The 23580-nt window shown below is 60.1% G+C and carries 22 protein-coding genes and 1 pseudogene; 6 read left to right on the top strand and 17 right to left on the bottom strand.

What is annotated here, in order from left to right; translation table 11 throughout:
- Positions 1 to 14: 14 nt before the first annotated feature.
- From YH3_RS07865 to YH3_RS07890, 6 genes are all read right to left on the bottom strand, one after another.
- Complete coding sequence (locus tag YH3_RS07865) at positions 15 to 1982, bottom strand: biotin carboxylase N-terminal domain-containing protein (protein WP_064443217.1); 1968 nt, start codon at positions 1980 to 1982, stop codon at positions 15 to 17.
- A gap of 4 nt (positions 1983 to 1986) precedes the next feature.
- Positions 1987 to 3588, bottom strand: a complete 1602-nt coding sequence (locus tag YH3_RS07870; protein ID WP_064443218.1) for a carboxyl transferase domain-containing protein — start codon at positions 3586 to 3588, stop codon at positions 1987 to 1989.
- On the bottom strand, positions 3575 to 4774 hold the full coding sequence (locus YH3_RS07875; protein WP_007726452.1) for an MFS transporter: 1200 nt from the start codon (positions 4772 to 4774) through the stop codon (positions 3575 to 3577). The genes YH3_RS07870 and YH3_RS07875 overlap by 14 nt, the downstream gene beginning before the upstream one ends.
- Positions 4771 to 5997, bottom strand: a complete 1227-nt coding sequence (locus tag YH3_RS07880; RefSeq protein WP_007726454.1) for an aminotransferase class I/II-fold pyridoxal phosphate-dependent enzyme — start codon at positions 5995 to 5997, stop codon at positions 4771 to 4773. The genes YH3_RS07875 and YH3_RS07880 overlap by 4 nt, the downstream gene beginning before the upstream one ends.
- A 493-nt stretch (positions 5998 to 6490) precedes the next feature.
- Positions 6491 to 7093 carry a hypothetical protein gene (locus YH3_RS07885; RefSeq protein ID WP_007726456.1) on the bottom strand — a complete coding sequence of 201 codons (603 nt, stop codon included), beginning with the start codon at positions 7091 to 7093 and terminating at the stop codon, positions 6491 to 6493.
- A gap of 23 nt (positions 7094 to 7116) precedes the next feature.
- Positions 7117 to 7566 carry a helix-turn-helix domain-containing protein gene (locus YH3_RS07890; protein WP_007726458.1) on the bottom strand — a complete coding sequence of 150 codons (450 nt, stop codon included), beginning with the start codon at positions 7564 to 7566 and terminating at the stop codon, positions 7117 to 7119.
- A 127-nt stretch (positions 7567 to 7693) separates the two neighbouring features.
- Here YH3_RS07890 and YH3_RS34875 point away from each other — a divergent pair.
- A pseudogene (locus YH3_RS34875) lies at positions 7694 to 8791 on the top strand (MFS transporter); the annotation flags it as partial.
- 66 nt (positions 8792 to 8857) lie between these two features.
- Here the strand turns inward: YH3_RS34875 and YH3_RS07895 are convergent.
- The 4 genes from YH3_RS07895 to YH3_RS36000 all read right to left on the bottom strand — a co-directional run bounded on the left by YH3_RS07895 (position 8858) and on the right by YH3_RS36000 (position 11947).
- Positions 8858 to 10108, bottom strand: a complete 1251-nt coding sequence (locus YH3_RS07895; RefSeq protein WP_042452366.1) for an amidohydrolase — start codon at positions 10106 to 10108, stop codon at positions 8858 to 8860.
- Positions 10109 to 10205: 97 nt separating this feature from the next.
- Entirely contained in the window at positions 10206 to 10628 is a 423-nt protein-coding gene (locus tag YH3_RS07900) for a hypothetical protein (protein WP_064443492.1), read from the bottom strand.
- Positions 10629 to 11098: 470 nt separating this feature from the next.
- Entirely contained in the window at positions 11099 to 11647 is a 549-nt protein-coding gene (locus YH3_RS07910; RefSeq protein WP_064443219.1) for a hypothetical protein, read from the bottom strand.
- Positions 11648 to 11806: 159 nt separating this feature from the next.
- Entirely contained in the window at positions 11807 to 11947 is a 141-nt protein-coding gene (locus YH3_RS36000) for a hypothetical protein (protein WP_156423194.1), read from the bottom strand.
- Between the two features lie 187 nt (positions 11948 to 12134).
- Here YH3_RS36000 and YH3_RS07920 point away from each other — a divergent pair, with 187 nt between their 5' ends.
- The 4 genes from YH3_RS07920 (at position 12135) to YH3_RS07935 (ending at position 16776) form a co-directional block, all read left to right on the top strand.
- On the top strand, positions 12135 to 13850 hold the full coding sequence (locus YH3_RS07920; RefSeq protein ID WP_064443220.1) for a 3-ketosteroid-delta-1-dehydrogenase: 1716 nt from the start codon (positions 12135 to 12137) through the stop codon (positions 13848 to 13850).
- Between the two features lie 689 nt (positions 13851 to 14539).
- A complete protein-coding gene (locus tag YH3_RS07925; RefSeq protein ID WP_231917217.1) occupies positions 14540 to 15340 on the top strand; it encodes a peptidoglycan DD-metalloendopeptidase family protein in 801 nt (266 codons plus the stop codon).
- Positions 15341 to 15584: 244 nt separating this feature from the next.
- Positions 15585 to 16346: a pentapeptide repeat-containing protein gene (locus YH3_RS07930; protein ID WP_064443221.1), complete on the top strand. Its 762-nt coding sequence runs from the start codon at positions 15585 to 15587 to the stop codon at positions 16344 to 16346.
- A 13-nt stretch (positions 16347 to 16359) separates the two neighbouring features.
- Positions 16360 to 16776, top strand: coding sequence for a hypothetical protein (locus tag YH3_RS07935; RefSeq protein ID WP_042452357.1), 417 nt, complete (start codon positions 16360 to 16362; stop codon positions 16774 to 16776).
- Between the two features lie 78 nt (positions 16777 to 16854).
- On the opposite strand, the gene YH3_RS07940 is transcribed toward YH3_RS07935, so the two are convergent.
- The 4 genes from YH3_RS07940 to YH3_RS07955 form a co-directional block, all read right to left on the bottom strand.
- Positions 16855 to 17196: a hypothetical protein gene (locus tag YH3_RS07940; protein ID WP_003943650.1), complete on the bottom strand. Its 342-nt coding sequence runs from the start codon at positions 17194 to 17196 to the stop codon at positions 16855 to 16857.
- Entirely contained in the window at positions 17193 to 18344 is a 1152-nt protein-coding gene (locus tag YH3_RS07945; protein WP_054826870.1) for an alkane 1-monooxygenase, read from the bottom strand. Before YH3_RS07945 ends, YH3_RS07940 begins: the two co-directional genes overlap by 4 nt.
- Before the next feature lie 95 nt (positions 18345 to 18439).
- Positions 18440 to 19093, bottom strand: coding sequence for a class F sortase (locus YH3_RS07950; RefSeq protein WP_003943710.1), 654 nt, complete (start codon positions 19091 to 19093; stop codon positions 18440 to 18442).
- Positions 19094 to 20425 carry an ice-binding family protein gene (locus tag YH3_RS07955; protein ID WP_064443222.1) on the bottom strand — a complete coding sequence of 444 codons (1332 nt, stop codon included), beginning with the start codon at positions 20423 to 20425 and terminating at the stop codon, positions 19094 to 19096.
- Between the two features lie 223 nt (positions 20426 to 20648).
- Here YH3_RS07955 and YH3_RS07960 point away from each other — a divergent pair, with 223 nt between their 5' ends.
- The gene (locus tag YH3_RS07960; protein WP_064443223.1) at positions 20649 to 21365 is read left to right on the top strand and encodes a TetR/AcrR family transcriptional regulator C-terminal domain-containing protein; all 717 of its coding nucleotides are present in this window, start codon (positions 20649 to 20651) and stop codon (positions 21363 to 21365) included.
- A 356-nt stretch (positions 21366 to 21721) separates the two neighbouring features.
- On the opposite strand, the gene YH3_RS36005 is transcribed toward YH3_RS07960, so the two are convergent.
- The 3 genes from YH3_RS36005 to YH3_RS07970 all read right to left on the bottom strand — a co-directional run bounded on the left by YH3_RS36005 (position 21722) and on the right by YH3_RS07970 (position 23456).
- Positions 21722 to 21865 carry a hypothetical protein gene (locus YH3_RS36005; protein WP_193595562.1) on the bottom strand — a complete coding sequence of 48 codons (144 nt, stop codon included), beginning with the start codon at positions 21863 to 21865 and terminating at the stop codon, positions 21722 to 21724.
- 58 nt (positions 21866 to 21923) lie between these two features.
- Positions 21924 to 22385 (bottom strand): Hsp20/alpha crystallin family protein, encoded by a 462-nt coding sequence (locus YH3_RS07965; RefSeq protein ID WP_064443224.1) that lies wholly within the window; start codon positions 22383 to 22385, stop codon positions 21924 to 21926.
- 186 nt (positions 22386 to 22571) lie between these two features.
- Entirely contained in the window at positions 22572 to 23456 is an 885-nt protein-coding gene (locus tag YH3_RS07970) for an MBL fold metallo-hydrolase (RefSeq protein WP_042452347.1), read from the bottom strand.
- Between the last annotated feature and the right edge of the window lie 124 nt (positions 23457 to 23580).

Below are 23580 nucleotides of genomic sequence, written 5' to 3' on the forward strand. Positions count from 1 at the left end.
GTGGCAATCTTTACTCATGGCGCCACGGCTGCCAGCACTTGTCCGGCATCGATGACATCTCCCACCGTTACTGTCACCGCCGAGACGATTCCGGGTGAGGAAGCACGAAGGGCAGTCTCCATCTTCATTGCTTCTACGACCGCGACGACATCACCTTCCGACACCCGCGTTCCAGTCTGCAGCACTGCCAGCACGGTTCCCGGCATCTTCGATGTGATCTCTCCGTCGCTGAGATCGGAATCCTTTGCTGTATAGACTTTCTCGTCCACCTTCACGGTCCAGCCACCAACGCACACCCATGTACCGGTGCCGACTCCGAGGCGCCCAGCGGTGGTTGTCAAACCATCGGCGACCAGACTGAGTGTCACCTCGTCGGTTCCACTTCTGACGACCACCGAAATGTTCCGGCCGTCGGCGGCGACAATCCAGTGGTTGCTTCGTTGTGAGATGACGGTTGTCGGCACGACGCGGCCGTCGGCAATGAGTTCGCGTCCGATCGGGTCGGATCCCAACTTGCGCAATGTCTCTCGATGTAGTCCGTGGGGGCCGGTCCACGACGACCCGGTGACCGGCGATTGTTCCTCGACGGAAGTCCACACCATCGCAACAGCAGCGGCGGTGGCCTGGAGCTCTGCAGAATCCGGGATCAACCGAGTGAGGTGCTCGTCGACGAAGGAAGTGTGAATGTCATCCGCGCGCACAGCCGGTGTCGCCAAGAGAAGTCGGAGGAAACCGATATTCGAGGTTCCACCGAAGTAACTCGAGTCGGCCAAAGCTCGGTCCAATGATTCCAGTGCGGTTGACCGCGTCGGACCGCTTGCTATGACCTTTGCGATCATCGGATCGTAGAACGGCGGAATGCTGCCGGCACCCTCGAAAGCACTGTCGATGCGAACCCCCGACGGCCAGGCTATGTCCACGGAATGTGAAGGTGCGGGCCGAAACCCGTTCGACGGATCCTCGGCGTAGATTCTGGCTTGCACCGCGAAACCCCGCAGCGCGATATGGCGCTGCTGTAACGGCAAACGGGCGCCGAGGGCGATGTCGAGTTGCAGTTCGACGAGATCGACGCCGGTCACTTCCTCGGTGACCGTGTGTTCGACTTGTAGGCGCGTGTTGACTTCGAGAAAGTAGTAGCGGTTTTCGGCGTCAACCAGAAATTCGACGGTTGCCGCATTCGCGTAGCCGACGCCTCCGAGTAGTCGCAGAGCGTCGTGCTGCATGGCTCCCAGGACCGATTCGGGGACAGAACTTGCCGGTGCCTGCTCGATTATCTTCTGGTTCCGACGCTGTAGGGAGCATTCACGGGTGAAGAAGTGAACTCCTGTACCGAAGGAATCGAAGAGGACCTGAACTTCGATGTGACGCGGACGCTCCACCAGCGTTTCGATCATCAGGTCGCCGCGGCCGAAGTTCCTTTCGTTCAAACCGATTGCAGAGGTGATGACCTCTCGTGCGTCATCACCCGGATGTAGTCGAACCATCCCCTTGCCGCCGCCCCCGAACACCGGTTTCAGCAGCACCGGCACGTCGAGAGATCGAACGTGACCGAGGACGGTATCGGGATCGGCGCTTGCCTCGCCCCACGCGGTGAGAGTCGGGATGCCGGCGTCAGCGGCGGCCTTCTTCGCTCTTGCCTTGTCTCCGAGTAGAGCGATGGATTCAGCGGCCGGACCGACGAATGTCAGACCTGCAGCGACGACGGCTTCAGCGAAATCGGAGTCTTCGGAGAGGAATCCGTAACCCGGGTGCACGGCATCGCAATCCGCGGCCAGCGCGGCCGCAATGATTTGATCCGAATTGGTGTAGGACTCCGAGGGGATGTCTCCGTCCAGAAGCACGGTGTGATCGGCGAGGCGATGCCACTGTGCGTGTGAATCGACGGGGGAGGAGATCGTCACTACCGACATGCCGAGACGACGGGCCGTGCGCGCGATGCGCGTGACGATTTCACCCCGATTGGCGATGAGAAGTCGAGTCATGTTCTCACATCCTGAAGACGCCGAAGCGCGTTGTTCCGTGATTGCGGGGAAGCATGGACAGCGCGAGTGAAACCCAGGATCGCGTGTCGACCGGGTCGACGATCGCGTCAACCCATAGCCTGGATGCGACGTACACCGACTCGCCCTGCCGGTCGTAACCTTCGCGTATCGGCCGTTTGATTTCCTCGATTTCCTCTTCCGTGAGCGGAGTTCCGCGTGTGCGCGCAGATTCGATCTTCATCAATGCCATCACCGACGCTGCTTGCTCGGAACCGACCACGGTGGTCTTCGCGTTCGGCCACACGGCCATGAAGTCAGGACCTATCGAGCGTCCGCACATCGCGAGATTTCCCGCCCCGTAGCTTCCGCCGATGACGATGCTGAGCTTGGGAACCCTGGCGCAGGCAACGGCATTGACCAGTTTCGCGCCGTGTTTGGCGATACCTTCCGCCTCGTACTGCTTCCCGACCATGAATCCGTTGACGTTGTGCAGGAACAACAATGGGATGTCTCGTTGTGAGCACAGTTCGACGAAGTTCGCGGCCTTGAGGGAGTCCTCCGAAAAGAGCACACCGTCGTTCATGATGACCCCGACGGTGTACCCCTCGATGTGGCCGGTCCCGCAGACGATGGTTCGGCCGTAATTCGCTCGGTACTCGACTAATTCGCTGGCATCGAGCAGGTGGGCCAGAACGTCGCGCGCGACGATCGGGGTTTTCGAGGAAGCCGGGATCACCGTGTCGAGCTGCTCGGGGGAGTGAAGAGGTGGTCGCGGAGATCGTGACGGCGCCCGTACCTCCCGTCGATGACCGCGGGCGACGATGTCGGCGATCATGCTCAGAGCCTCGATGTCGTCGTTGGCGATGTGATCGACGACGCCGCTGATCACCCCGTGCACGTCGGCGCCGCCGAGCTCTTGCGGTTCGACGTCGACACCGGTTGCAGCCTTGACCAACTGAGGGCCGCCCAGATAGACGGTGCCGGTACCGCGGACGATGACGGTCTCGTCGCACATCGCTGGGATGTATGCACCTCCAGCCGTGCAGGAACCCATGACTGCTGCGATCTGAACGATGCCGTCTGCCGACATTTCGGCGATGTTCTTGAACATCTCGCCGAAATGGTGCTCGTCGGGGAAGATCTCGTCCTGCATCGGAAGGAAAACACCTCCGGAATCGACGAGATAGACACACGGCAGCCTCAGCCGACGAGCGACGGATTGCAATCGCAGTTGCTTCTTGACGGTCAGCGGGTAGTAGGTGCCGCCCTTGACGGTGGCGTCGTTCGCGAAGACGGCGCAGAGTGAGCCGCGGATGAGCCCTACGCCCGTGACCAGACCAGCCGACGGGAGTTGCTCGTCGTACACCTCGAATCCGGCCAGTTGTCCGATCTCGAAGAACGGGGACTGCACGTCGAGAAGAGCATCGATGCGTTCGCGAGCGGGCAATTTGCCGCGAGCCCGGTGCTTGGCAACCGACCGCTCGGGTGCCCCGTGAACGGACAAGTGTTGCGCGTCCGCAACTCGCTCGCGAATTTCCTTGTATGCCAGTAAGTTTTGCTCGCGGGTACCGGGGTCGAGTTGTGCGGTGCGTTCAATGACGGGCATGGGACGTACCTACTGTCGGTTCGGAGGAAGCTGTGCGGAGGGAGAATACGAGCGCAGTCGCTGCTGCAGTGATCAGTGCGACGATTGCTGACCACACGCGTTCATCGGATGCGAGAGGTCCGACTACAGAGGCGAAGCCGGCAATTCCCTGCTGTACGAGTCCGCAGTACGCGACGGCGATGGCTCCGCCTTCAGCAAAATGCGTCACTGCTGATGCTGCCGAGTTCGGGAAGAGAAGCGATTGCCCAAATGTCAATGCGATGTATCCGAGCAGGAAGACCGCGAGCAACGGCGTGGAACCGAGTGGGGGATACCAGCAGAGCATGAGGACGAGGCCGGCAAGCAGCATGCACAGCGCACCTCGACGCATCAACTTCTCTGAACCGACGGTTGTGGCCCTTCGATTGACGTAAAGCGCGCCGCTGAAGTAGGCGGTTCCGTAGAGGATTCCGAAGGCTCCGAATGCCCACGGTTGCAAGTCGAATCGATCGCTGAACAGGAAGGGGCTCGATTGCTGCACAAGGACTATCGCGCCGAAACCCAGGCCCCCCGCAATGGCTGGTTTGTAGAACCGGGGTGTCAGGACTATGGCATTCCACCGAACAACGCGTTCGTTGTTGTCGCGGACTGTGGTGTTCTCGGTCCTCAGTGCCACCGCAGCGAGTGCTGCTCCGAGTACTCCGAGCACGCCGAAGCCGGTTCGCCACGAGGTGAACGACGCAAGAGCGCCGCCGATCAGTTGGCCACCGCCCAGTGCCACCACAAATGCCATCGACAACAGCGACAAGCGGCTAGCCAACTCCGAACCGGTGAACTTGTCCTTCACCATCATTCGCACGATGATGGCCGCACCTCCTGCTCCGATGCCTTGAACGATCCGGCCGATCAGTAGTACGGCGGCGCTCTGGACCAAAGCCAATGCAATGCAGGCGATCACGAACAATACCAAGCTGGACAACAGTGCCGTCCTGCGTCCGAGTCGATCTGCCAACCGCCCCCACACGACCACCGGAAGTGCGGCACTGATCACGAAGAGTGTCACCGACCACTTCACCACGGAATCTTCGATGCCCAGATCCGTCGCGATCTTCGGCAGTGAAGGGAGGTAGATGGTCGTGGCCATTTGTGCTGTCAACACGACGGCACAAGCCAGCGGTGTCACTGCGACAGTGCGGTCGTCGCTCATTCCGTGACACTTCGTAGGACGTCGGCGAAGCGCTCGATCGTTGCATGTGGAAGGTCCGCCCGAAGCATCAGTCTCAGCCCGGCTTTGCCCCGGCCGATGACAGGGAAGAAGACCGCCGATGTGTAGAAACCGCTAGCCAGCAGTTTCTGTGCTGCGGTGATGGTTTGTTCTTCCTCGTGGAGCGTGACGAAGCGGATCGGGAGTCCATCGCCCGATGCCGGCGTGTCGACGAGCGAATCGAACAGTTCGACAACCGTGCGGAGTTGCCGCTGCCGCTTGTCGACCTCTCCGCTGCGGTGGAGCTCCACGGAGGCCGCAATAGCACCCAGCCCGGCTACGTTCACACGCTGCGACCACGTCAACGGGCCGCCGTAGCGAAGTGCGAGATCACGATTTCGACTGCCCCCGTTGCGGCCGAGTGCGATCGCACCGCCGGAAGCACCGAATCCCTTGTTCAGTGATGTCAGCAAGAATGTTCGATCATTGAGGCTGCCGATGAGATCCAGGACCGCGCCACGCCCGTTGTGTCCGATGACCGAGGTGCTGTGCGCCTCGTCGAGAACGAGAATCAGTCCGTATTTGGCCTGTAATGCAAACAGTTCGTTCAGGGGCGCCTTCCCGCCTGTGCTGTAGACGGTGTCCGCCACGTATGCCACCTGAGAATTTGTTCGGCAAAGACTTTCGAGTTCATCGACGTCGTCGTGCCGAATGGTCACGATCGTCGTTTCGTCGGCGACGCTCGCCTTCATGGCATTGAGGCAGAAGTGTGCGTTCTTGTCGAACACCATGAGGGGAGGTTCACCGCCGGTGAGCAACCCGGACGCGACGAGGGGGAGCAAGCTCCACGCAGCGTTTGCGGCGGATCCGAGGGTGAGCACATGTGCGTCAAGCAGTTCGCTCAACGCGGCCTCTGTGTCGTCGAGAAGGCTGGAGTGGACTCTCATCCGCGAGATGGAACTGTTCAACGTTCGTTCGCGCTCGAGAGCGGCGATCGCACCCGAACGAATTCGGTCGTCGGTGTCGAGCCCCAGATACGAGTACGTGGAGAAGTTCTCGAATTCGTATCCTTGGATCGTCCGGTGTTCGAAACCTGCGACGCGATCGGCGGTGATATCGGCCAGACCCTCACTGACTGCGCGATCCCAGAATGGGTTGCTCAAATCAGCAGCACGCCTGAGGTTGGAGTACAGATTCCTATCTTTCAAGCTCTCGGCAACCGTCATTTCGCGGCTGGTCCCTTCACTGGATTCGATAGCGGAATTACTGCGTTGATGCACTGAGATGCATCATCGTCAGTTGACATCGCTCATTGAGAACGAAAGACAATTCGATGTCAAGCATTACGGAATCGAGACGCCGAGAAAAAGGAAGAAACCCTATGGTTTGGAACTAGTTGAATCTGTAACTTAAGGCGTTGTTGCAGTTCAGAGACGGTGATGATTTATCACGATTTCCCGTGATAAATCGGATAATGCCGTGAGTCACAGACTTGTGTGCACTTCCGCGTGATGTTCGAAGAATATTATGATCCGCATGCGTCAAAGGGTTGGCACGGAAGCGATAAGGCTTCTGTCTCATATTTTTCGAGGATCTCGTGGAGGTTCGGCAATCAGGCGATCCTGTATCTGGAATCGATTTTCTTCTTAATGAATTTCAAAACGTGTTAGGTCCGCTTATCGAATTCTTTACTCGGAGTATGGATGATCCGGTAATGATTCATCCTCGTCGCGACCACTTGCCGCGCAGAAGCATCAGTGCGGTAAGGGTGAGGCCCCATCCGATCGTGGACAGTGCGACGCCCACGCCTGCCTGTCCGGTGACATCAGTACTGGCGTCGATGCTGAATGCGGTGGTGAATCCTGCAGCAGTGCCGGCAGCGGCCGTCATACCGCCGGCCTTCATCCATCGCGAGCAATGGGCGGAACCGAAACACGCCAGAATCACTGTCAGTCCACAGGCGACGACCTGCCAGGTGGGGAACTGTGTCGGGGCAGGCAGGCCGGGGCCGCGGAATCCGCCTTTGTAGTCGGCTGACCAGCTGAGCCAGCCCACGCAAGACAGAAAGCCCAGTGCAAAGGCCAACAGGCCGGTGCTCCACAGTCCGAGTGAGCCCGATCCCGTGTGCCCGCCGCCGAGGGCGGTCGTGGAGTGCTCCAGGCCAGTTCGTTCCGAACGCCAGATTGTCCAGATGATGCTCGCGCCGATAGTTGCGGGCACGCCGACGAAGATGAATGCAATCCAGAGAAACTGCGGCCAGGAGAACTCGAGATCGACAGTCATGGTCGGAGTATGCGCGTACTTCGAATCATGTGCGCCCATCTGTCAATCTGGCGAGTTGCGGGTCAACCTTCCTCGACCTTCTCCACATGTGTACTTGTAGGGTCCAGGTCGATATTCCGTGTGTTGATCAGTCGAAGCCTGGGAACCGGATCGCCCGTGGTGTCGTCGATCAAGATCGAGTGTGGCTCACCGTCATCGAAGGCGTGGCGCTCTCCCCACTGTCGCAGGCTAATGATCACGATGAACAGATCCATACCGCGTTCGGTCAGGATGTACTCGTTGCGGGTACCTTGCGCGTTCGGTTGGACTTCGAAGATTCCCTGCTCGACAAGGACTTTGAGCCTGTCCGTGAGAATGTTCTTTGCGATGCCCAGGTTTCGTTGAAACTGACTGAATCTCGATGACCCGTCGAAGGCGTCACGCACGATCAGCAGCGACCATCTGTCGCCGATGATGTCGGCCGCTCGGGCCGTCGGGCAGTGCGGGTCCGTCCATTGTGCGCGATCCGGCATCGAGTTCCTCATTGGTTGCGTTTTGAAACTGTATTGACGTAACCTCCAAATGGTATCAAAACGCAACCAAGTTGAGGTGGAAGTGACTGCACGTCATGCTGTCGAGAACGCGCGGGGCAAGTTGAAAATGTCTCGCGGACTTCGCCTATTGCTCGCAGTGCTCTGCGGGGTCTCGGTAGCCAACATCTACTACGCACAGCCGCTCCTCGGGCAAATAGGCTCGGATCTTTCCATTCCTCCGGCCGGCCTCGGTTTCGTAGTCGCACTCGCCCAACTCGGTTATGTGGTGGGGTTGATCGTGTTGGTGCCATTGAGCGATCTCGTGAATCGAAAGAAATTGATCGCAATCCAGATCGTCGCTGCTGCAACGGGAACGATGCTTGTTGCTCTGGCCACCACGAATCTGCAGCTGTTGATCGGGATGGCGGTCGCAGGCACGTTCTCGGTAGTTGTTCAAGTCATAGTTGCCTATGGTGCGGCAATCAGTGACCCGGACGAGCGGGGCGCAAACATCGGTGTCATCACCAGCGGCGTTGTCGTCGGCATCATCCTCGCTCGGACTGTCGCCGGCGCAGTTGCGGATCTGGCAGGCTGGCGGGCGGTCTACGCGGGATCCACTTTCATTTCGGTACTGGTCGCGGCCGTCGCGCTGACGATGCTGCCGAAAGATCCTCGTTTGCAACCCGATAGGCGTTCGTACGTGCGTGCAATGGGGTCTGTCGTGACGTTGACGCTTACGAACCGACTGTTTCGCACCCGGGCCCTGATCGCCTTGTTCCTTTTCGCGTCCTTTGGTGCTTTGTGGAGCGGAATGGCCCTGCCGTTGAGTGAGGAACCATGGCGGTTGTCGACCACACAGATCGGGCTCTTCGGAATCGCAGGATTGGTCGGAGCATTGGGCGCGGTCGGTGCCGGTCGGTGGGCCGATCAAGGCAAAGCGCAACGCGTCACCGGGGCGTCGTTAGTCGTTCTCTTGCTGTCGTGGGTATTCAACGCGCAGGCGACGCACTCGCTGGTGTTACTCGTTGTCGGTGTTGTTGCGTTGGACTTCGCCGTGCAGGCTGTTCATGTCACGAGCCAGAATCTGATCGTCGCGAACACACCGGAATCGTCGGGGCAGATCATCGGTAGTTACATGGTGTTCTATTCGTTGGGCAGCGCGGCTGGGGCGGTTTCCACCACTATGGTTTTCGACGCGGCAGGGTGGGGCGCTGCAAGTATTCTCGGCGGCGCCTACGCGTTTGCAGCCTTGATCGCATGGACGATCGATCGATTGCGGACCCGCAACACTCTAGGGAGTTGGGAGCCACGTCCTGGCCGCGACGACCAAGGCGTTCACACCGATGGTCAGGGTCGGCTCGATCACGGGAGCGTAGTGCGGAGAGTGGTTCGACGGCACGGTTCGCAAAGCCGGATCAGTCATGTCACCTGTCGTGAACAGTGAAGGGTCGGTACCGCCCAACAGCCAGTACGACAGTGGCGCACCGGCACTGGTCGCGAGAATGCCGACGTCTTCACTACCTGCTCCCGCACCGGGATCGAGAATCTTGTTCGTCCCCAACCATTCGGCAAACGCATCGAGTGTCTTGTCCAGCGCTGCCGGATCATTGACGACGATCGGAAAGTGCTCCGTCTCGGTGATGGTCGGTGAGGTGGGTGCACCGGCGGTGGCCGCTTCGCCCCGGACGATGCGGTCGACGCTGTCCAGGATGCGCTGACGCACACCTGCGTCGTAGCTGCGGATGTTGAGTTGCAGTTCTGCTTCGCCGGGAATGACGTTGGCGGCATCTCCAGCATGGATGGAGCCGACGGTGAGGACAGCTGTTGCAGTGCTCGGGACCTCGCGTGAGATGACAGTTTGCAAACGCAACACGGTTTCGGCTGCCATGACCACGGGATCGACCGAGTTCTCCGGCATAGATCCGTGGGCGCCCTTTCCGACCAGTCTCACACGAAGTGAGTCCGATCCCGCATACGAGGGGCCGGCGTGCCCGGCGATCGTGCCTGCCGGTAGCGGCGATACATGTTGTCCGAGAACGATGTCGGGCCTCGGGAATCGCTCGAACAGTCCGTCGTCGACCATGGCTTGCGCACCCGCGCCAAGTTCCTCAGCCGGTTGGAAGACGAGGACAAGAGTGCCAGACCAGGTCGTCGTATCCTGAGAGAGGATCCGGGCCGCACCGAGTAAGCAGGTCGTATGCAGGTCATGGCCGCACGCGTGGCTGACCGAGACGGTCTTTCCCTGATCGTCGGTCGTTGTCACGGTACTGGCGTAGTCCAATCCGGTTTCTTCCCGAACCGGGAGGGCGTCCATATCCGCACGCAGCAGCGCTGTGGGGCCCGCTCCGTTCTTCAGGACTCCGACGACTCCGGTAGTCCCGACACCGGTGGTGGTGTCGAATCCAAGTGCTGTTAAATGTCTTTCCACCAGACTGGATGTTCGTTGCTCGTGAAACCCCAGTTCCGGATGGCTGTGGAGGTCCTTGTACAGGTCGATCAAATCCAGATCCACGGCGATCGTTTCGTGCACTGACGAGGTCATGAGTGTCCTCTCGGTAGCGTCTTTTCAGGCTAACCGGGATGACGGGTCGGTAAACAGGACCTTAGGTCCCACGGTGCCGGTGATGCGGAGTCTGGTGCTACGGCACGTAGAACGATGTGACACCTGGGGTGATGATGGATCCGGCCACGGACAGCACGGCAACAGCGACTTGACCGGTCCCGGTCTGCACGATCGCCTCTGCTGGGACTCCGTTGAGACCGTCCGAGAGCCGAGCGGAGCCGGAGGCCCCGGTCGAAAGGTTCAGCCAGCGCACTTCGGACGAGAGCAGGCATCCCCACCGGCCTTCCTGGCCTCCGGTGATCGTCACCGTGCCGGGTTGTTCACCGACGACAGCTACGCAGCGGACGGCCGGCGCGTCGAAGCTGCCGTTCGGGTTGCCGTACGGCGCAGGGTTGATCTGGAATGGAATGGTCACCGCGGCGGATGCGAGCGCTACCGACGTCAGAGTAGAAGCGATCACGACGGATGTGCAGACGCTCAGTCGGCGAACGAGATTCATCACGGAGGCCTCCAGCCATGTCCAGGTGATTTGCTTGTCTTCCCCGACGTAACGTTTTGGTCGTAGCTTCCCTTCTTGCATCGCCGCATTGAAGACGACAGCCTCACCATATCCGGTTGCACAGGAGAATTCAGGTACTCGTCGCTATTCGCTACATGTGGCGGCCTCAGATGCCGTCCGTCGAACCGCCTCTGCCGTCGTCGAAGCACGTACTACGGCAACCGGTGTTCCGGCTGCGGGATCGAAACTCCAGTCCTGCCGATAGGACTGGAGTAGATCTGGATCTGTGATCATCGCACCTGGCGACAATCGCTGGGCGAGCGTGTTCAAAGCGTCGACATTGACCATGATCTGGTTTCAGCCTTCCGCTCCGAGATGTGAAACTCATTGTGTCCAAGGCATGTCCGTGGACCTGAGAGTTGAAAGTCAGTATCTCGAGTGCGGTTGAGATCCACCGAATATGGCGTACGTCATATGTTGCTGAGGTCGGTCAGTACCTGATCGAAGGCGCCGGTACGTCCAGGTGTCACTACCTTCTGAAACAGTGTCAGGACACATTCGTCAAGGGCGTCCGTTGCCGTGAGGGTTCTTCTGGCGACGGTGCTTCTAGCGGACCATCGGCCACGTTCCATGTGTGCCAATGCGATTCCGTCACGCCGGGCTGTTGCCTTTCGGCCCGATGAATGAACGAAGAGGTATGTTCTGCCCGCGATATCGACTTCGCACAGCTTGTTCTTGCGGCGCATGGCCTTGGGCTTCTGGTCGATCAGGGTCCCGATCGTTCCGTCGGACAATCGAAGTGATGCAGGTCGGCCTTTACGGAATGTGAGCCTGGATCGATCCTGCTCGGCTGTTGACGATTTCCTCTTCCGCCCGCCGGCAACGCTCTCAGATCCGTCGTCGGATGCGGGAATCAGTTCGCCTTGAACGTTCCCCGACGGATCGAATATCGATACGGCCGAACCACCTTCGGCGAGGTTGACGAACCAGCCGGTCTCTGTAGGGGTGTTCCATTTCATGTAGATGATTATTCTTCATCAGTGCCGAGGAACATCAGCCGACAGCCCGAGACGAGGATCGCGGTCAGGATTCGACAGTCACCTCGACGACGCCATCGTCGCCGTTGAAGCGAACTGCCGGCCAGTACCCGTCCATGAAATGCAAACCGCACGAGTCTGTCAGACGTTGACAATCGCTTCGACGGCCAGACGGTGAAGAGCCTGGTGCTGCTCGAAGACGTGGCGTAGGCGGGGAAGCATGCCGCGTGCAAGGGTGCCGAGCGTTTCGTCGACGATGCCGAAGCTGGGATTTGTCCTCACGTGAGCAGCGTAGACATCGAAGAAGGCAAGCCGCGATTCTGCTGGGGCGGGCACAACGCCCGAACCGTGGCAGGAGCCGTTCTTCGCCAATCCACTCGCAATGTCCCGCTGACTGGGCATCCGGAACCTTCTGCGCCGCGACTGCCTTAGCGTTCTACGTCGATAACCACGTGAAGGGATTTGTTCAATGGCGAAGAATCAGGCACCCCCCGCGACACAAGCCAAGGACATCGTTGTCGATCTACTGGTGATCGGGTCCGGTACCGGCATGGCTGCCGCCCTCACCGCGAACGAGCTCGGCTTGTCCACGCTGATCGTGGAGAAGACGCAGTACGTTGGCGGTTCGACGGCGCGGTCCGGTGGAGCGTTCTGGATGCCTGCCAACCCGATCCTGGCGAAAGCCGGTGCGGGCGACACCGTTGAGCGCGCGAAGACATACGTGCGTTCGGTGGTCGGTGATACTGCCCCTGCCCAACGTGGGGAGGCATTCGTCGACAACGGTGCGGCCACCGTCGACATGCTTTACCGCACGACGCCCATGAAGTTCTTCTGGGCCAAGGAATACTCCGATTACCACCCCGAACTGCCGGGAGGTAGCGCCGCCGGACGTACCTGCGAGTGCGTGCCGTTCGACGCGTCGGTACTCGGCGCGGAACGCGGTCGCCTGCGGCCCGGTTTGATGGAAGCCGGACTGCCGATGCCGGTGACAGGTGCGGACTACAAGTGGATGAACCTGATGGTGAAGAAGCCGAGCAAGGCTTTCCCTCGCATCATCCGCCGCCTGGCGCAGGGCGTTTACGGCAAGTACGTACTCAAGCGTGAATACATCGCAGGCGGTCAGGCGCTCGCCGCCGGCCTGTTCGCAGGTGTGGTCCAGGCCGGTATCCCGGTGTGGACGGAAACGTCGTTGGTTCGGCTCATCACCGAAGATGGCCGCGTAACGGGTGCAGTTGTAGTGCAAGACGGACGTGAAGTGACGGTGACGGCTCGGCGTGGTGTCGTTCTGGCAGCCGGCGGGTTCGACCACAACATGGAGTGGCGCCACAAGTACCAGTCGGAGAGCCTCGGTGAGCACGAGAGCCTGGGCGCAGAGGGCAACACCGGCGAAGCGATCGAGGCAGCACAAGAGCTCGGCGCAGGTATCGGATCGATGGATCAGTCGTGGTGGTTCCCGGCGGTGGCAAGCATCAAGGGCCGCCCGCCGATGGTGATGCTCGCAGAGCGTGCGCTGCCAGGCTCGTTCATCGTCGACCAGACCGGTCGTCGATTCGTGAACGAGGCGACGGACTACATGTCGTTCGGCCAGCGCGTGCTCGAACGGGAAAAGGCCGGAGATCCGGCCGAGTCGATGTGGTTTGTTTTCGACCAGGAGTACCGCAACAGCTACGTGTTCGCAGGCGGTATCTTCCCTCGTCAGCCGCTTCCGCAGGCATTCTTCGACTCCGGCATCGCGCACAAGGCGAGCAGTCCGGTCGAGCTTGCCCGCAAGGTCGGTCTTCCCGAGGAGGCTTTTGCCGAGTCCTTCGAGAAGTTCAACGAGGCCGCTGCTGCCGGTAGCGATGCGGAATTTGGTCGCGGCGGAAGTGCATACGATCGGTACTACGGCGACCCGACAGTGTCCCCGAACCCGAACCTGAGGAAGCTCGACACGAGTGCCCTCTACGCGGTGAAGATGACGCTCAGCGACCTCGGCACCTGCGGCGGTGTGCAGGCGGACGAGCATGCACGCGTGCTTCGTGAGGACGGCAGCGTGATCGACGGCCTGTACGCGATCGGCAATACTGCGGCCAACGCATTCGGTCACACCTACCCGGGCGCCGGTGCGACGATCGGCCAGGGGCTGGTTTACGGATACATTGCCGCCCACCACGCAGCCGAGAAAGTAGCTTCGACTCAGCAGTAGATCCACTAGGCAACAGATCGCCGAACGGGAGATCAGCACGCGTTTCCGATGCCGGGAACGTGCACTGGTCTCCCGTTCGGCTTGTAGGAGCAATGCCACCTGTATGTCCCATCTCGGTAACGCTGACGCGCCAGGTGACCAAGACGCGGTATCGTCTCCAGAAGTGACATGGGGCACTGGCGATTGTGCGACCAGATGCCATCTACCGAAGGCGCGCCTGATATCGACCGGTCGGGTCGAATGCGCAAAAACAGGTATGTACCCAGGTAATTCAACCGTGGTGTGGAGCGTCGTGAAGCGACAGCGTATGAGGTGATTCCTCATCCGCAACGCAAGGATCTCCATGTTCCACCCCCTTTCCGACCATCCGGGTAGACACCCACCCTGTCGATCTTCGAATGAGAAGCCTTCGGTTTGTTCCGGCATTCGTAGTCCTCGATCAACGATCGATTCAGGCACTGCCTCGATGTAGAACCCGTATCTCCTGTGCTGTCACCAGGAGATGCAGACCTGCGGGTCTATGCGCGCGCTCGCGTTCGAGAGCGGTCACCGTACCTCTCTCCATGGCGCGATCCGAACATCTAACTCCAACGGAGTCTTGGTGCGATACACCGAGTAGCTCAGCACGTATTGAGTGCTGTCTGCGGGTAGAGCCTGCACCTGCTCCGAGCACATCAGTCAAGGAAAACATGAGTAAGCACAGAAAACACAAGCCTTCCAGCACAAAACGATTCATCGCCGTAACTGCGGGACTGGGCGCCCTTGTGGGGGCCGGAGCAGTAGCCAATGCAGGTACCGCCGGTGCGCAGGGCTGGTCGGCGAGTTGCAATTGGGAGTGGCCGGTAAGCGGATCACTTTCGCAGGGTTACCACGCGGGACATGACGGAGTCGACTTCGCTGTCAACGTCGGCACCGCGCTCCACGCGCCCACATCGGGCACGATTTCTGTTGCCGGACCCAATGATCCGGGTGGATATGGAACGTACATCCAGTTGGAAGCGGACAGTGGCGAGCAGATTCAGATGGGCCACCTCTCCGAAACATGGGTCGGTGTGGGGCAACACGTCGAGGTAGGCGACGAGATCGGGGCAACGGGTAACACCGGTAGCTCCACCGGCCCACATCTGCATCTCCGCATTCACAGTGGAGGCGCCGTCGATCCCATGTCCTTCCTGAGTTCGATCGGGGCGTGCGATACCGGGTCGAGTATTGTTCCCGCGCCCGCGCCGGCACAGGACGTAGCACCCGAATTTGCACCGGAACCGGCGCCTGCTCCCGTTGTCTACTCTGAGGCATCCGAATCTGTACCGGTAGAAAGCATTCCGGAGTCGGAGACTCCAGCGCCCGGCTCAGAGGTAGTCGTTGCAGCCGGTGATACATTGTTCGACCTCGCGACAGAACGAGGTCTCACCTGGCAGCAGGTGTGGGACATGAATCCGCAGATCGTCAATCCCGATCAGATCCTTGTGGGCGACGTGATCAACTTGTGAGAGTTGATAATTCGATACTGATCCGGGGGTGAGTCAACGGCTCGTACACGACCGGTTTCAGTACCCCAGTTGACTCCGAGTTCCACTTCGTGCGCGTAAGCGCTGCAGCCGGGCCGCGCATTTCACGGTCCGGCTGTTTTGCGCGCTCCGAGAAGTGATTCCTACCGAAGTACTGATGTGTGGTGGTTCGCTTCTTGGGCAGCCACGGCCAATCGCTGGGGATCTTGCCGATACTATTGAGCCCGTGAACCGGTCCGCGATCACCTCCCTACGTCGACGTTGGTCAGATGAGGGCGTCGATAATTTACGGGCGCAGCTGCTCGATCAGTCGCGGATCGTCAAGCCGCCCCACACTCTCGTCTCCCCATGGGCGGAGACCGATGACGGGCTGATCGATGTGCGTGGCCTGACAGCGGGTAGCGCTGGATTGGACATCCGGTATCTCACGTTGGAACGGATTGATCTGAGTTTCGCTCGGGGTCCGATCTCCGTCTTCGAATCCGAATTATTCGACTGCCGTTTCGATTTCGTGGCACTGACCGGACAGCCCCGTTTCAATCGCCGATTCGAACGGTGCAGTTTCCGGGGTGCGACGCTCTCTCGTCTGGCGCTCGGACCGAGGGTCGTCGATTGCGATTTCACTGGAGCCAAAGCACGCGGGCTCCGCTCCGTGCCCAATACTGTGTTCGAACGATGCGCATTCGACGACACAGACCTGACTGGTGCGCAGTTCGCCGATACCTCATTCGTGGAGTGCACTTTCGGCGGCGCACGATTCTCGGCGGCCACGAGTTTTGTGCGGTGTTCCTTCACCCGGACCGCTGTCGAGTTCTCCGAGGCGCAAGTGTCGCGAACAACGTGTGACGGCACCGCGATTCCGGATCAATGGGAAGGTGAGGCCGATTCAGCAGTCGCACTGGAGCGGTATGCCGGTCGATATGCCCGAGCACTTGGCGTGGGGGACACAGAGGGTATGGCCCTCGATCCTGAAATGGATGATTCGTAAAGGGGGCAGATCGATGACTCGCGGGGTCACGTTCAGGACAGTATTCGGTGGACCGTCGGTGCCGCTTGACTTCATCGAGGAGTTGACTCGGCTCAGACACCGGCTGAGGGGCATCGCGATGCAGTACGACTTCGATCTGTTTGTTGTCGTTGGTGGCGACATCTCCGTGGTGACCGATCCGACCGGGATCCGGCTTCCGCGTGTATTTCTGGGCAGGCGTACCGCTACGGCGCAGGTACAGATGAACACTGACGACGTGATGGGGGTGCCCGACCCGCGTGCATTTCTGTACACGACGATCCATGCGGCACTGACGGAACTGATCACGCGTGTCTCAGACCGCGACAACGACTTCGATGCGGACGGGGAGCGAGCGAAGATCGAGTTCTTGATCCTCGATGACATTGGCGAGCGCGAATCAAAGCTGTGATGGCAAATGACAAATGCTGCGCTCCCGAATTCGTCAGGCTGTTGTCACTCTCTGGCATCAAACACTGCGGTGACCACTTCACAGAAAATCGCCGGGTGCCGGCAATGGACGAACCTCACTATGAGTTCTGCGGTGCGCGGTAGCGGTGACAAGTAGGTAGCGTTCAGCTGCGGCGTAGTCGGTGATCGATGTTCCGTCGGGCCCGGGGGTTTGAGTGATCAGGTCGAGGTATCGGCGGCGATAGAGGTATGCGTCGGGCTGGGTCAACAGGTACTCCGCGGCAGCGACGACGTCCAGGCTCGGTGCGGCTCGTCTGAGCCGGGTGCGCGCCGGCTGGTACGCAGCTCTGGCGTGTTTGGTCGGCCCGGTGGCCGTGTAGTGCCCGTCGCTGTGGTCGTCGTCTCGGGCATTGTCATTCATATCGTCGCCTTGGTGTGAATGAGCTCGACGTTGCCGTTGTAGTAGCCGAGGACACGGTGATCCATCATCCGCCGCCACAGTGGTGGTACGGCAGCGCAGACGATCATCACCGCGTATCCGGCAGGGAGTTGCGGAGCGGTTGGAGCGCTGCGCAGAGATTGGTAGCGCAGACGCGGATTCGCGTGATGGTCACTGTGTCGTTGTAATTGGTACAGGAACAAATTGGACAAGAGATGATCACTGTTCCAACTGTCTTCGGGCCGGGCTTTGACAAAGCTGCCGTCTTGTCTTCGCGCACGGAGCAATCCGTAGTGTTCGAGGTAGTTTGCGGCCTCGAGGAACGTGATCCCGGCCAAGGCTTGCAGGAGCAGCCAGGGCAGTATCTGCCACCCGAATAAGGTGATCAACGTCCCGAACAGTGCGGCGCTCAGCGACCATGCCTGCAAGATGTTGTTTCGAGGCGACAGTGCGGGTGAACCCTGCCGGCGCAGGCGTGCTGATTCGATCCGCCAGCCCGATTTCAGACCTCCGAATACGCTGCGGGGCAGGAATATCCAGAACGATTCCCCGAAACGAGCACTGGCGGGATCGCGCGGCGTCGCAACGTTGACGTGGTGACCGTGATTGTGCTCGATGTAGAAGTGCCCGTAGAACGATTGAGCGAGCACAATTTTCGCCAACCGCCGCTCGAGGCGGCTGCTCTTGTGGCCTAGTTCGTGTGCGGCATTGATACCGACGCCCGCAACGACGCCGACGGTCATCGCCAGTGCGATCTTCTCTCCGGTTGCCATCGGGGCGTGCGCCCAACACCATGCGGCGAAGACGAGGCCAGCGTATTGAAGTGGCACGAACAGGTAGGTACACCAGCGGTAGTAGCGGTCGTCCTGCAATGCCGCGATCACGTTGTCGGGTGGGCTGCGGCCATCTGCGCCGACTGCGACGTCGACGATCGGGATGACGAGAATCAGGATCCAGGCACCGGTCGCCCAGAACAGGCCGAGGTGCAAATATTCGACCAGCAGCCAGGACAGGAAGGGACTCAGCGGGATCAGCAATCCCAACGGCCACCAGTAACGCTTCCGATCCCGCCATGCAGGAGCGTCGACACCTGCTTCGGCGCTCGCTCGAATGTCGTCGGTGTCTGTCATCGAAACTTCTCGAGCACGGGAAAGTGGAATACGGTCATTGCTCTCCAACGGTTCGTGCGGACTTTCGAAGTGGTGTGCTGCGGCGTCTCAGGCGGTTAGGCCAGGTCGGCGAATGCGATGATGTTGTCGTTGTAACTGCGTGCGGTTTCGTCGAAGGATCCACCGCACGTGATGATCCGGAGTCCGGGGTGGTCGATGTCGCCGTATACGACGTCGGTGGGAAAGTCCTCTTTGGGGAAGTGTTCGACACTGGTAGCGGTGAACACTGCGCGACTTCCGTCTTCGCGGGTGACGATGATGTCGGCTCCTGTTTCGAGATTCCGCAGATCGAAGAAGACCCCGTCGGTGCCTTGCCAGTCGACGTGGCCGGCGATGATTGCCGGTCCGACCTCACCGGGTGCGGGAGCGCCGGTGTACCACCCTGCGTCCTTCCCATCCGGTGGGACCTCGAGTGCTCCATCGGTATCGAGTCCGAGATCGATGATGTCGGTGTCGACGCCGATGGACGGGATTTCGAGGCGCGCGGGGCGGTGTTCAGCAGTTACCGGCGCCCTTTCGGGCAGTGCAGAGTCAGTGGCGCGTGGCGCGGATGTGGTGTCTTGTCGAGGCGACGAGTGTGGTTGTGAATTTCCGCTGTCGGATTGTCCACCGGCGCATCCGACCACCGTTACGAGTACTGAAACAGTAAGGGCGAGAGCCGTGATGGCTCGGCGAGTTCGCGGAGCCATCACGGAGTTTTCGTCTTTCATCTATCGACTTGTCCGACGGATGACGAGGGCCGACATAGCCACGACGCTGAAGAAGCCGACGAGCAGGGCGATCCACCCTCCACTGGACTGTCCGCCGCGTTGGGATTGTGTGCTTCCGTCACCGGTGTCGACCGACCCTCGTGGTACCTGCTGCACCTGAGGGGCTCGAACATTCGGGGATTCCGGGCCTACCGGTTGAGTGGTCGGGGTACCCGTTCGAGAAGCTGACGTCGTCGGCACCCGAGACGGGACGGTTACCGTCCCGGGAACGGTGGGAGGTATTCCCGGCAGTGGTGGGAGACCGGGAATCTCGGGTATGGACGGAATGTTTCGGCTGGTCGTGATGATCGGCGGTACGTCCACAGTGGTTGTAGTCGTGCCGTTCGGCCCTGGTGTGGTGGTCGTCGCTTCCACCGGTGTACCAGTCGTGGTTGTAGTCACCTCCGGCGGGACGACCGTCGTGGTTGTAGTCACCTCCGGCGGGACGACCGTCGTGGTTGTAGTCACCACCGGCGGGACCACAGTCGTGGTGGTAGTCGTCGCGGTGTCAGGCGGGATTGTAGTCGTCGTAGTGGTCGGAGTCGTGGTCGTGACAGGAGGCGTACAGGTCGGGATCGTAACGGTGTTCGTATCCAGAGTGACCGCGCCATTGATCGCCAACAGTCGACCCTCGACGGTTGCCTCGGTTGTGGCAGTAATGTCTGTCAGCGCCAAGAGGTTTCCTCGGAAGACGGAGTTTGTACCCAGGGTGGCGGAACTTCCAACCTGCCAGAAAACATTGCACGCCTGCGTTCCGTTGATCAGTGCAACGGTGCTGGACGACGATGTGATCAGCGTTGATCCCGCTTGGAAGACGAAGACTGCATCGGGGTCACCTTGCGCGTCGAGGGTGACGGTTCCCGACAGTGCGATCGACGAACCGGAGTTGTAGACACCCGAAACCAGTGTCCGACCGGTCAAGTCGGCTCCCGTCGGTTGTGTGGGTCCCTGACCGGCAAGAGTGTTGTAGGCAGTCAACACGTCGGGTTTCGCTCCCTGCGATACCGCGTCGCCACCATGATTGGTGCCGGTAATCGTCAGGTCCGATACACCGGTGATGGTTGGAGTCGGATACGTGCCGATATCGCCGCCGAGGGTTGTCGGTCCGGTGTTGGTGATTCCTGCTCCGGCAAGGACTGCAAAGGGCTCAGCGGTGCCGAGTCCGACAGCAGTCGCTTCCGCGCCGGCAGTGCCGGCCGGCAAGACGAGAATGCCGACGGAGAAAACGGAAATCGTTGCAATACCCGAGAATTGAAAGAACCGCGAGCGTCGTGTTGCGGTGGGTGCTGTCATGTTCTGTTCATCTTCGATCCTTTGAAGAAGGGACTCATGCGACGAAAGTGAGTCCGTACGTCCGCGCCGACTCCGGCGCCGGGACGTATCGATGAGCGCCCACGTAAATCCGGACATTCCGGGTATACGATGTGTGTATACGTTGTATGCATAGGGCGTATCCGAACAGTAAACCAGCCGTACTGTTCTGTCAACGCGTAGGCATACGATGTATGTTTTGTGAATGACCGGACACTCGCCAGATCGCACTAAGGGTTTGATTCCCGTCGCGGACCGCGAGGAGCCCCTCACCAGGGCGCTCGTACTCTCGACGGCGTTGGCGATCATCGACGAGGAAGGTGCCGACGGCCTCTCCATGCGCCGACTGGGCAAAGCGCTCGACAGAAATCCGATGACTCTCTACAGGTACGCGGCCAACAAGGCGGCCCTGCTGGACGGGGTCGTCGAGACCGTGCTCGAACAACTGGTCGTCGACCCGTCCGATCGCGACTGGAGGGGGCAGCTGCACGCAGTTGCGTACGGGTATCGCCGCCTCGCGCTCGCGCACCCCAACGTGGTTCCTTTGCTGGTCACTCGGCCGCTGTCCACCCCGCTCGGATTGCGTCCTCCCGGGACGTTGCGCTACGTCGAAGCGATTCTCGAACTGCTGATACGGGCCGGTTTCACTCCTGAAGACGCATTACACATCTACCGAGCAGTGTTCGGCTTCCTCAACGGGCACATTCTCAACGAGCTTCAGGAAATAGTCGAAAATCCCGAGGAGACGGACGATCTCTTGCGGCTCGGTCTGCATCGGCTTGCGCTTGCCGAGTTTCCGAGACTGCGGTCGATGGCTACGATCATGGCTCACTACGACGGGCAGGACGAACTCGAGCGCGGTCTGGCAATCCTTCTGGAGGGTCTGGCGACGGCATCTCCTCCGACGAGGGTTGAGGGCTGACCACTTTCAGTTTGGGTATAGACATGAGACGACCTCGACGGCCACACAATTCAGGGGACCGACGAGGTCGGTAAGCGTCAGCGCAGTCACTGACGTCTACATTTCAACCGTACGAGTCACGGTTGGCAGGTGGCGGCGAGCTTCGTCCTTGTTGTGTGAGTGTTTCGTCCTGCTTCGCCCATTTCGGGCGGTTCCTGACCTGCTGCAGGTGATGGCTCTTCGGTTCGGCCGGAATGCTTCATCGAGCTGAACGTGTGTAGAGCGCCTGTAAATGCCGTCCGTCCGCCTCGGTGGACGGACGGAAGGCATCAATTCATTTGTGGGTGACCGTATTCGGCGAACACGGTCTGGTTTTGTCAGGGTTGAAATTCTTCGTTGGTGGGGTTCTCGGGCGGGGTGGCCGCGAGGATGCGCTTCCACCAGCCTTGCCGCTGCGGGTCTTCGTTCCAGACGACCGGTTCAGCCAGAGCTGCGGCGGGGGCCATGATTGGCGCGAGCATAGTGGACCTCCTGGATGAAAGGCTCTCGTACAGTCGATTTCGTGCCAAGCCGTTCAGGTCAGGCTTCGATCTGTCCTTGGGTTTTCACCTCGGAGTTTGCGGTGCGGGACGGCGGCCCCGACGAGATTTCGATCCGCCGCGGTTTCGCCTTCTCTGCGATCGGTAAGGTCACGGTCAACAGGCCGTTGTCGTATGAGGCGACGATCCGTTCGGAATCGATGTCCTCACTGATGGACAGCTGCCTTCTGTATGTTCCTGTGAAACGCTCACCGGCCAGCCACGTCACTCCCTCTTCGGAAATGGCGCTGCGGTGCGCGGTCAGGGTGAGGGTCGAGCCGTCTACCTGTACGTCCACTGATCCTGGGTCGACGCCGGGAAGATCGGCGTGAAGGACGTAGTGGTCATCGATCTTGTAGAGGTCCATCGGCATGAAGCGTGGACTTCGGCTGCTGCCGGTTCCGGTGGCAAGCAGGGACTTGGTGATCGCGTCGATGTCGGTGAAAGGATCGAAACGAAGCACAGCAACACACCTCCCGTATCGTCTAAGAAAGGTCACCGTCACCTCGACGGCGACCGAACTTACTGTGCGAGAACATGATAACCAGCCAAACTGGCACTCTGCAACCTCGAGTGCCAGATTTTTTCGGTGAACTTCGGTCCGATTTTCGGAAGTATCCGAAATGGCGCGATCAGTTCGCCAGGGATGTCAGAGGGTCCGGCGAAACACCTTGTCTTCGTCGACTGTGACGGCACCGGATGCGATGAGTCGTTCGAGGTGTAGCTGAGCTGTCCGTCGTTCGACGGCGTCGACGTACGGGGCCGATACGTGGGGGCGGTAGACGAGTCGATGAGCGACTATGTCTTCCAAGAGTTTTGGTTCGCCGAGGAATTGGATGAGACGGTCTTCGCGGCTCAGTAATTTGTCGCGGTATGCGGACAACCGGCGACGGAACTCGTCGCTGCCCTCGACCACGCCCTTCTGATGGAATGTTCCGTACCAGCGTGCGTCGATCGTTGCGACGTGGTCGATGGAGTCGAGGAAGTCGTTGACGCTGCTACCCAGGTCGCCGTACATCGGGCCGAAGGAGGTGAGGTCGATGTCGGCGACGTAGAAGAAGCCGTCGGGTTCGACGAGGACCCCGCAGTGTCCGCGGGTGTGCCCTGGCAAATGAATGACTGTCGCAGTGCGGTCGCCGAGGTCGAAGACGTGGCCGCCCGCGATCCCCGACACGTTCTCGTGGGTCGGGGGTATGCCGTATTGCGTAGCGATCGACTGCTGGACCTCGACTCGTTCGTTCGGAGGAAGGCCGTAATTGGTGAGCATCGTGTCGAGGGATGCGACTGCGGGTGCGTCGAGATGGTGCGCATAGGCCGGGGTGTCGAAATGGCGTAGTCCGGCGATGTGGTCCTCGTGCCCGTGGCTGACGAATACGAGGTCTGCGCCGACGGGATCGCGGTCGAGGGAGAGCGAAGGGTCGATCACGAGCGTGCTTTCAGATCCGTGCACTACCACGGTGTTCCCGTAGGGGACGGCACCACCGTTCTCAGGAACCAGTACCGAGACCTTGCCGAATTCTGCAGGTGTGAACATCTTTCGCCTTCCTCGTGACGATCGTGTCGTGACGACACCGGCTTGCAGGCTCGAATCAGTGGAGATGTTGTCGAGACGTCTCGACAGTATCCGTTGCCCAAGCGGCGAGGTGCATCGGATAGTG

Source organism: Rhodococcus sp. YH3-3, assembly GCF_001653035.1.
In the GTDB taxonomy this organism is placed as follows: domain Bacteria; phylum Actinomycetota; class Actinomycetes; order Mycobacteriales; family Mycobacteriaceae; genus Rhodococcus_F; species Rhodococcus_F qingshengii.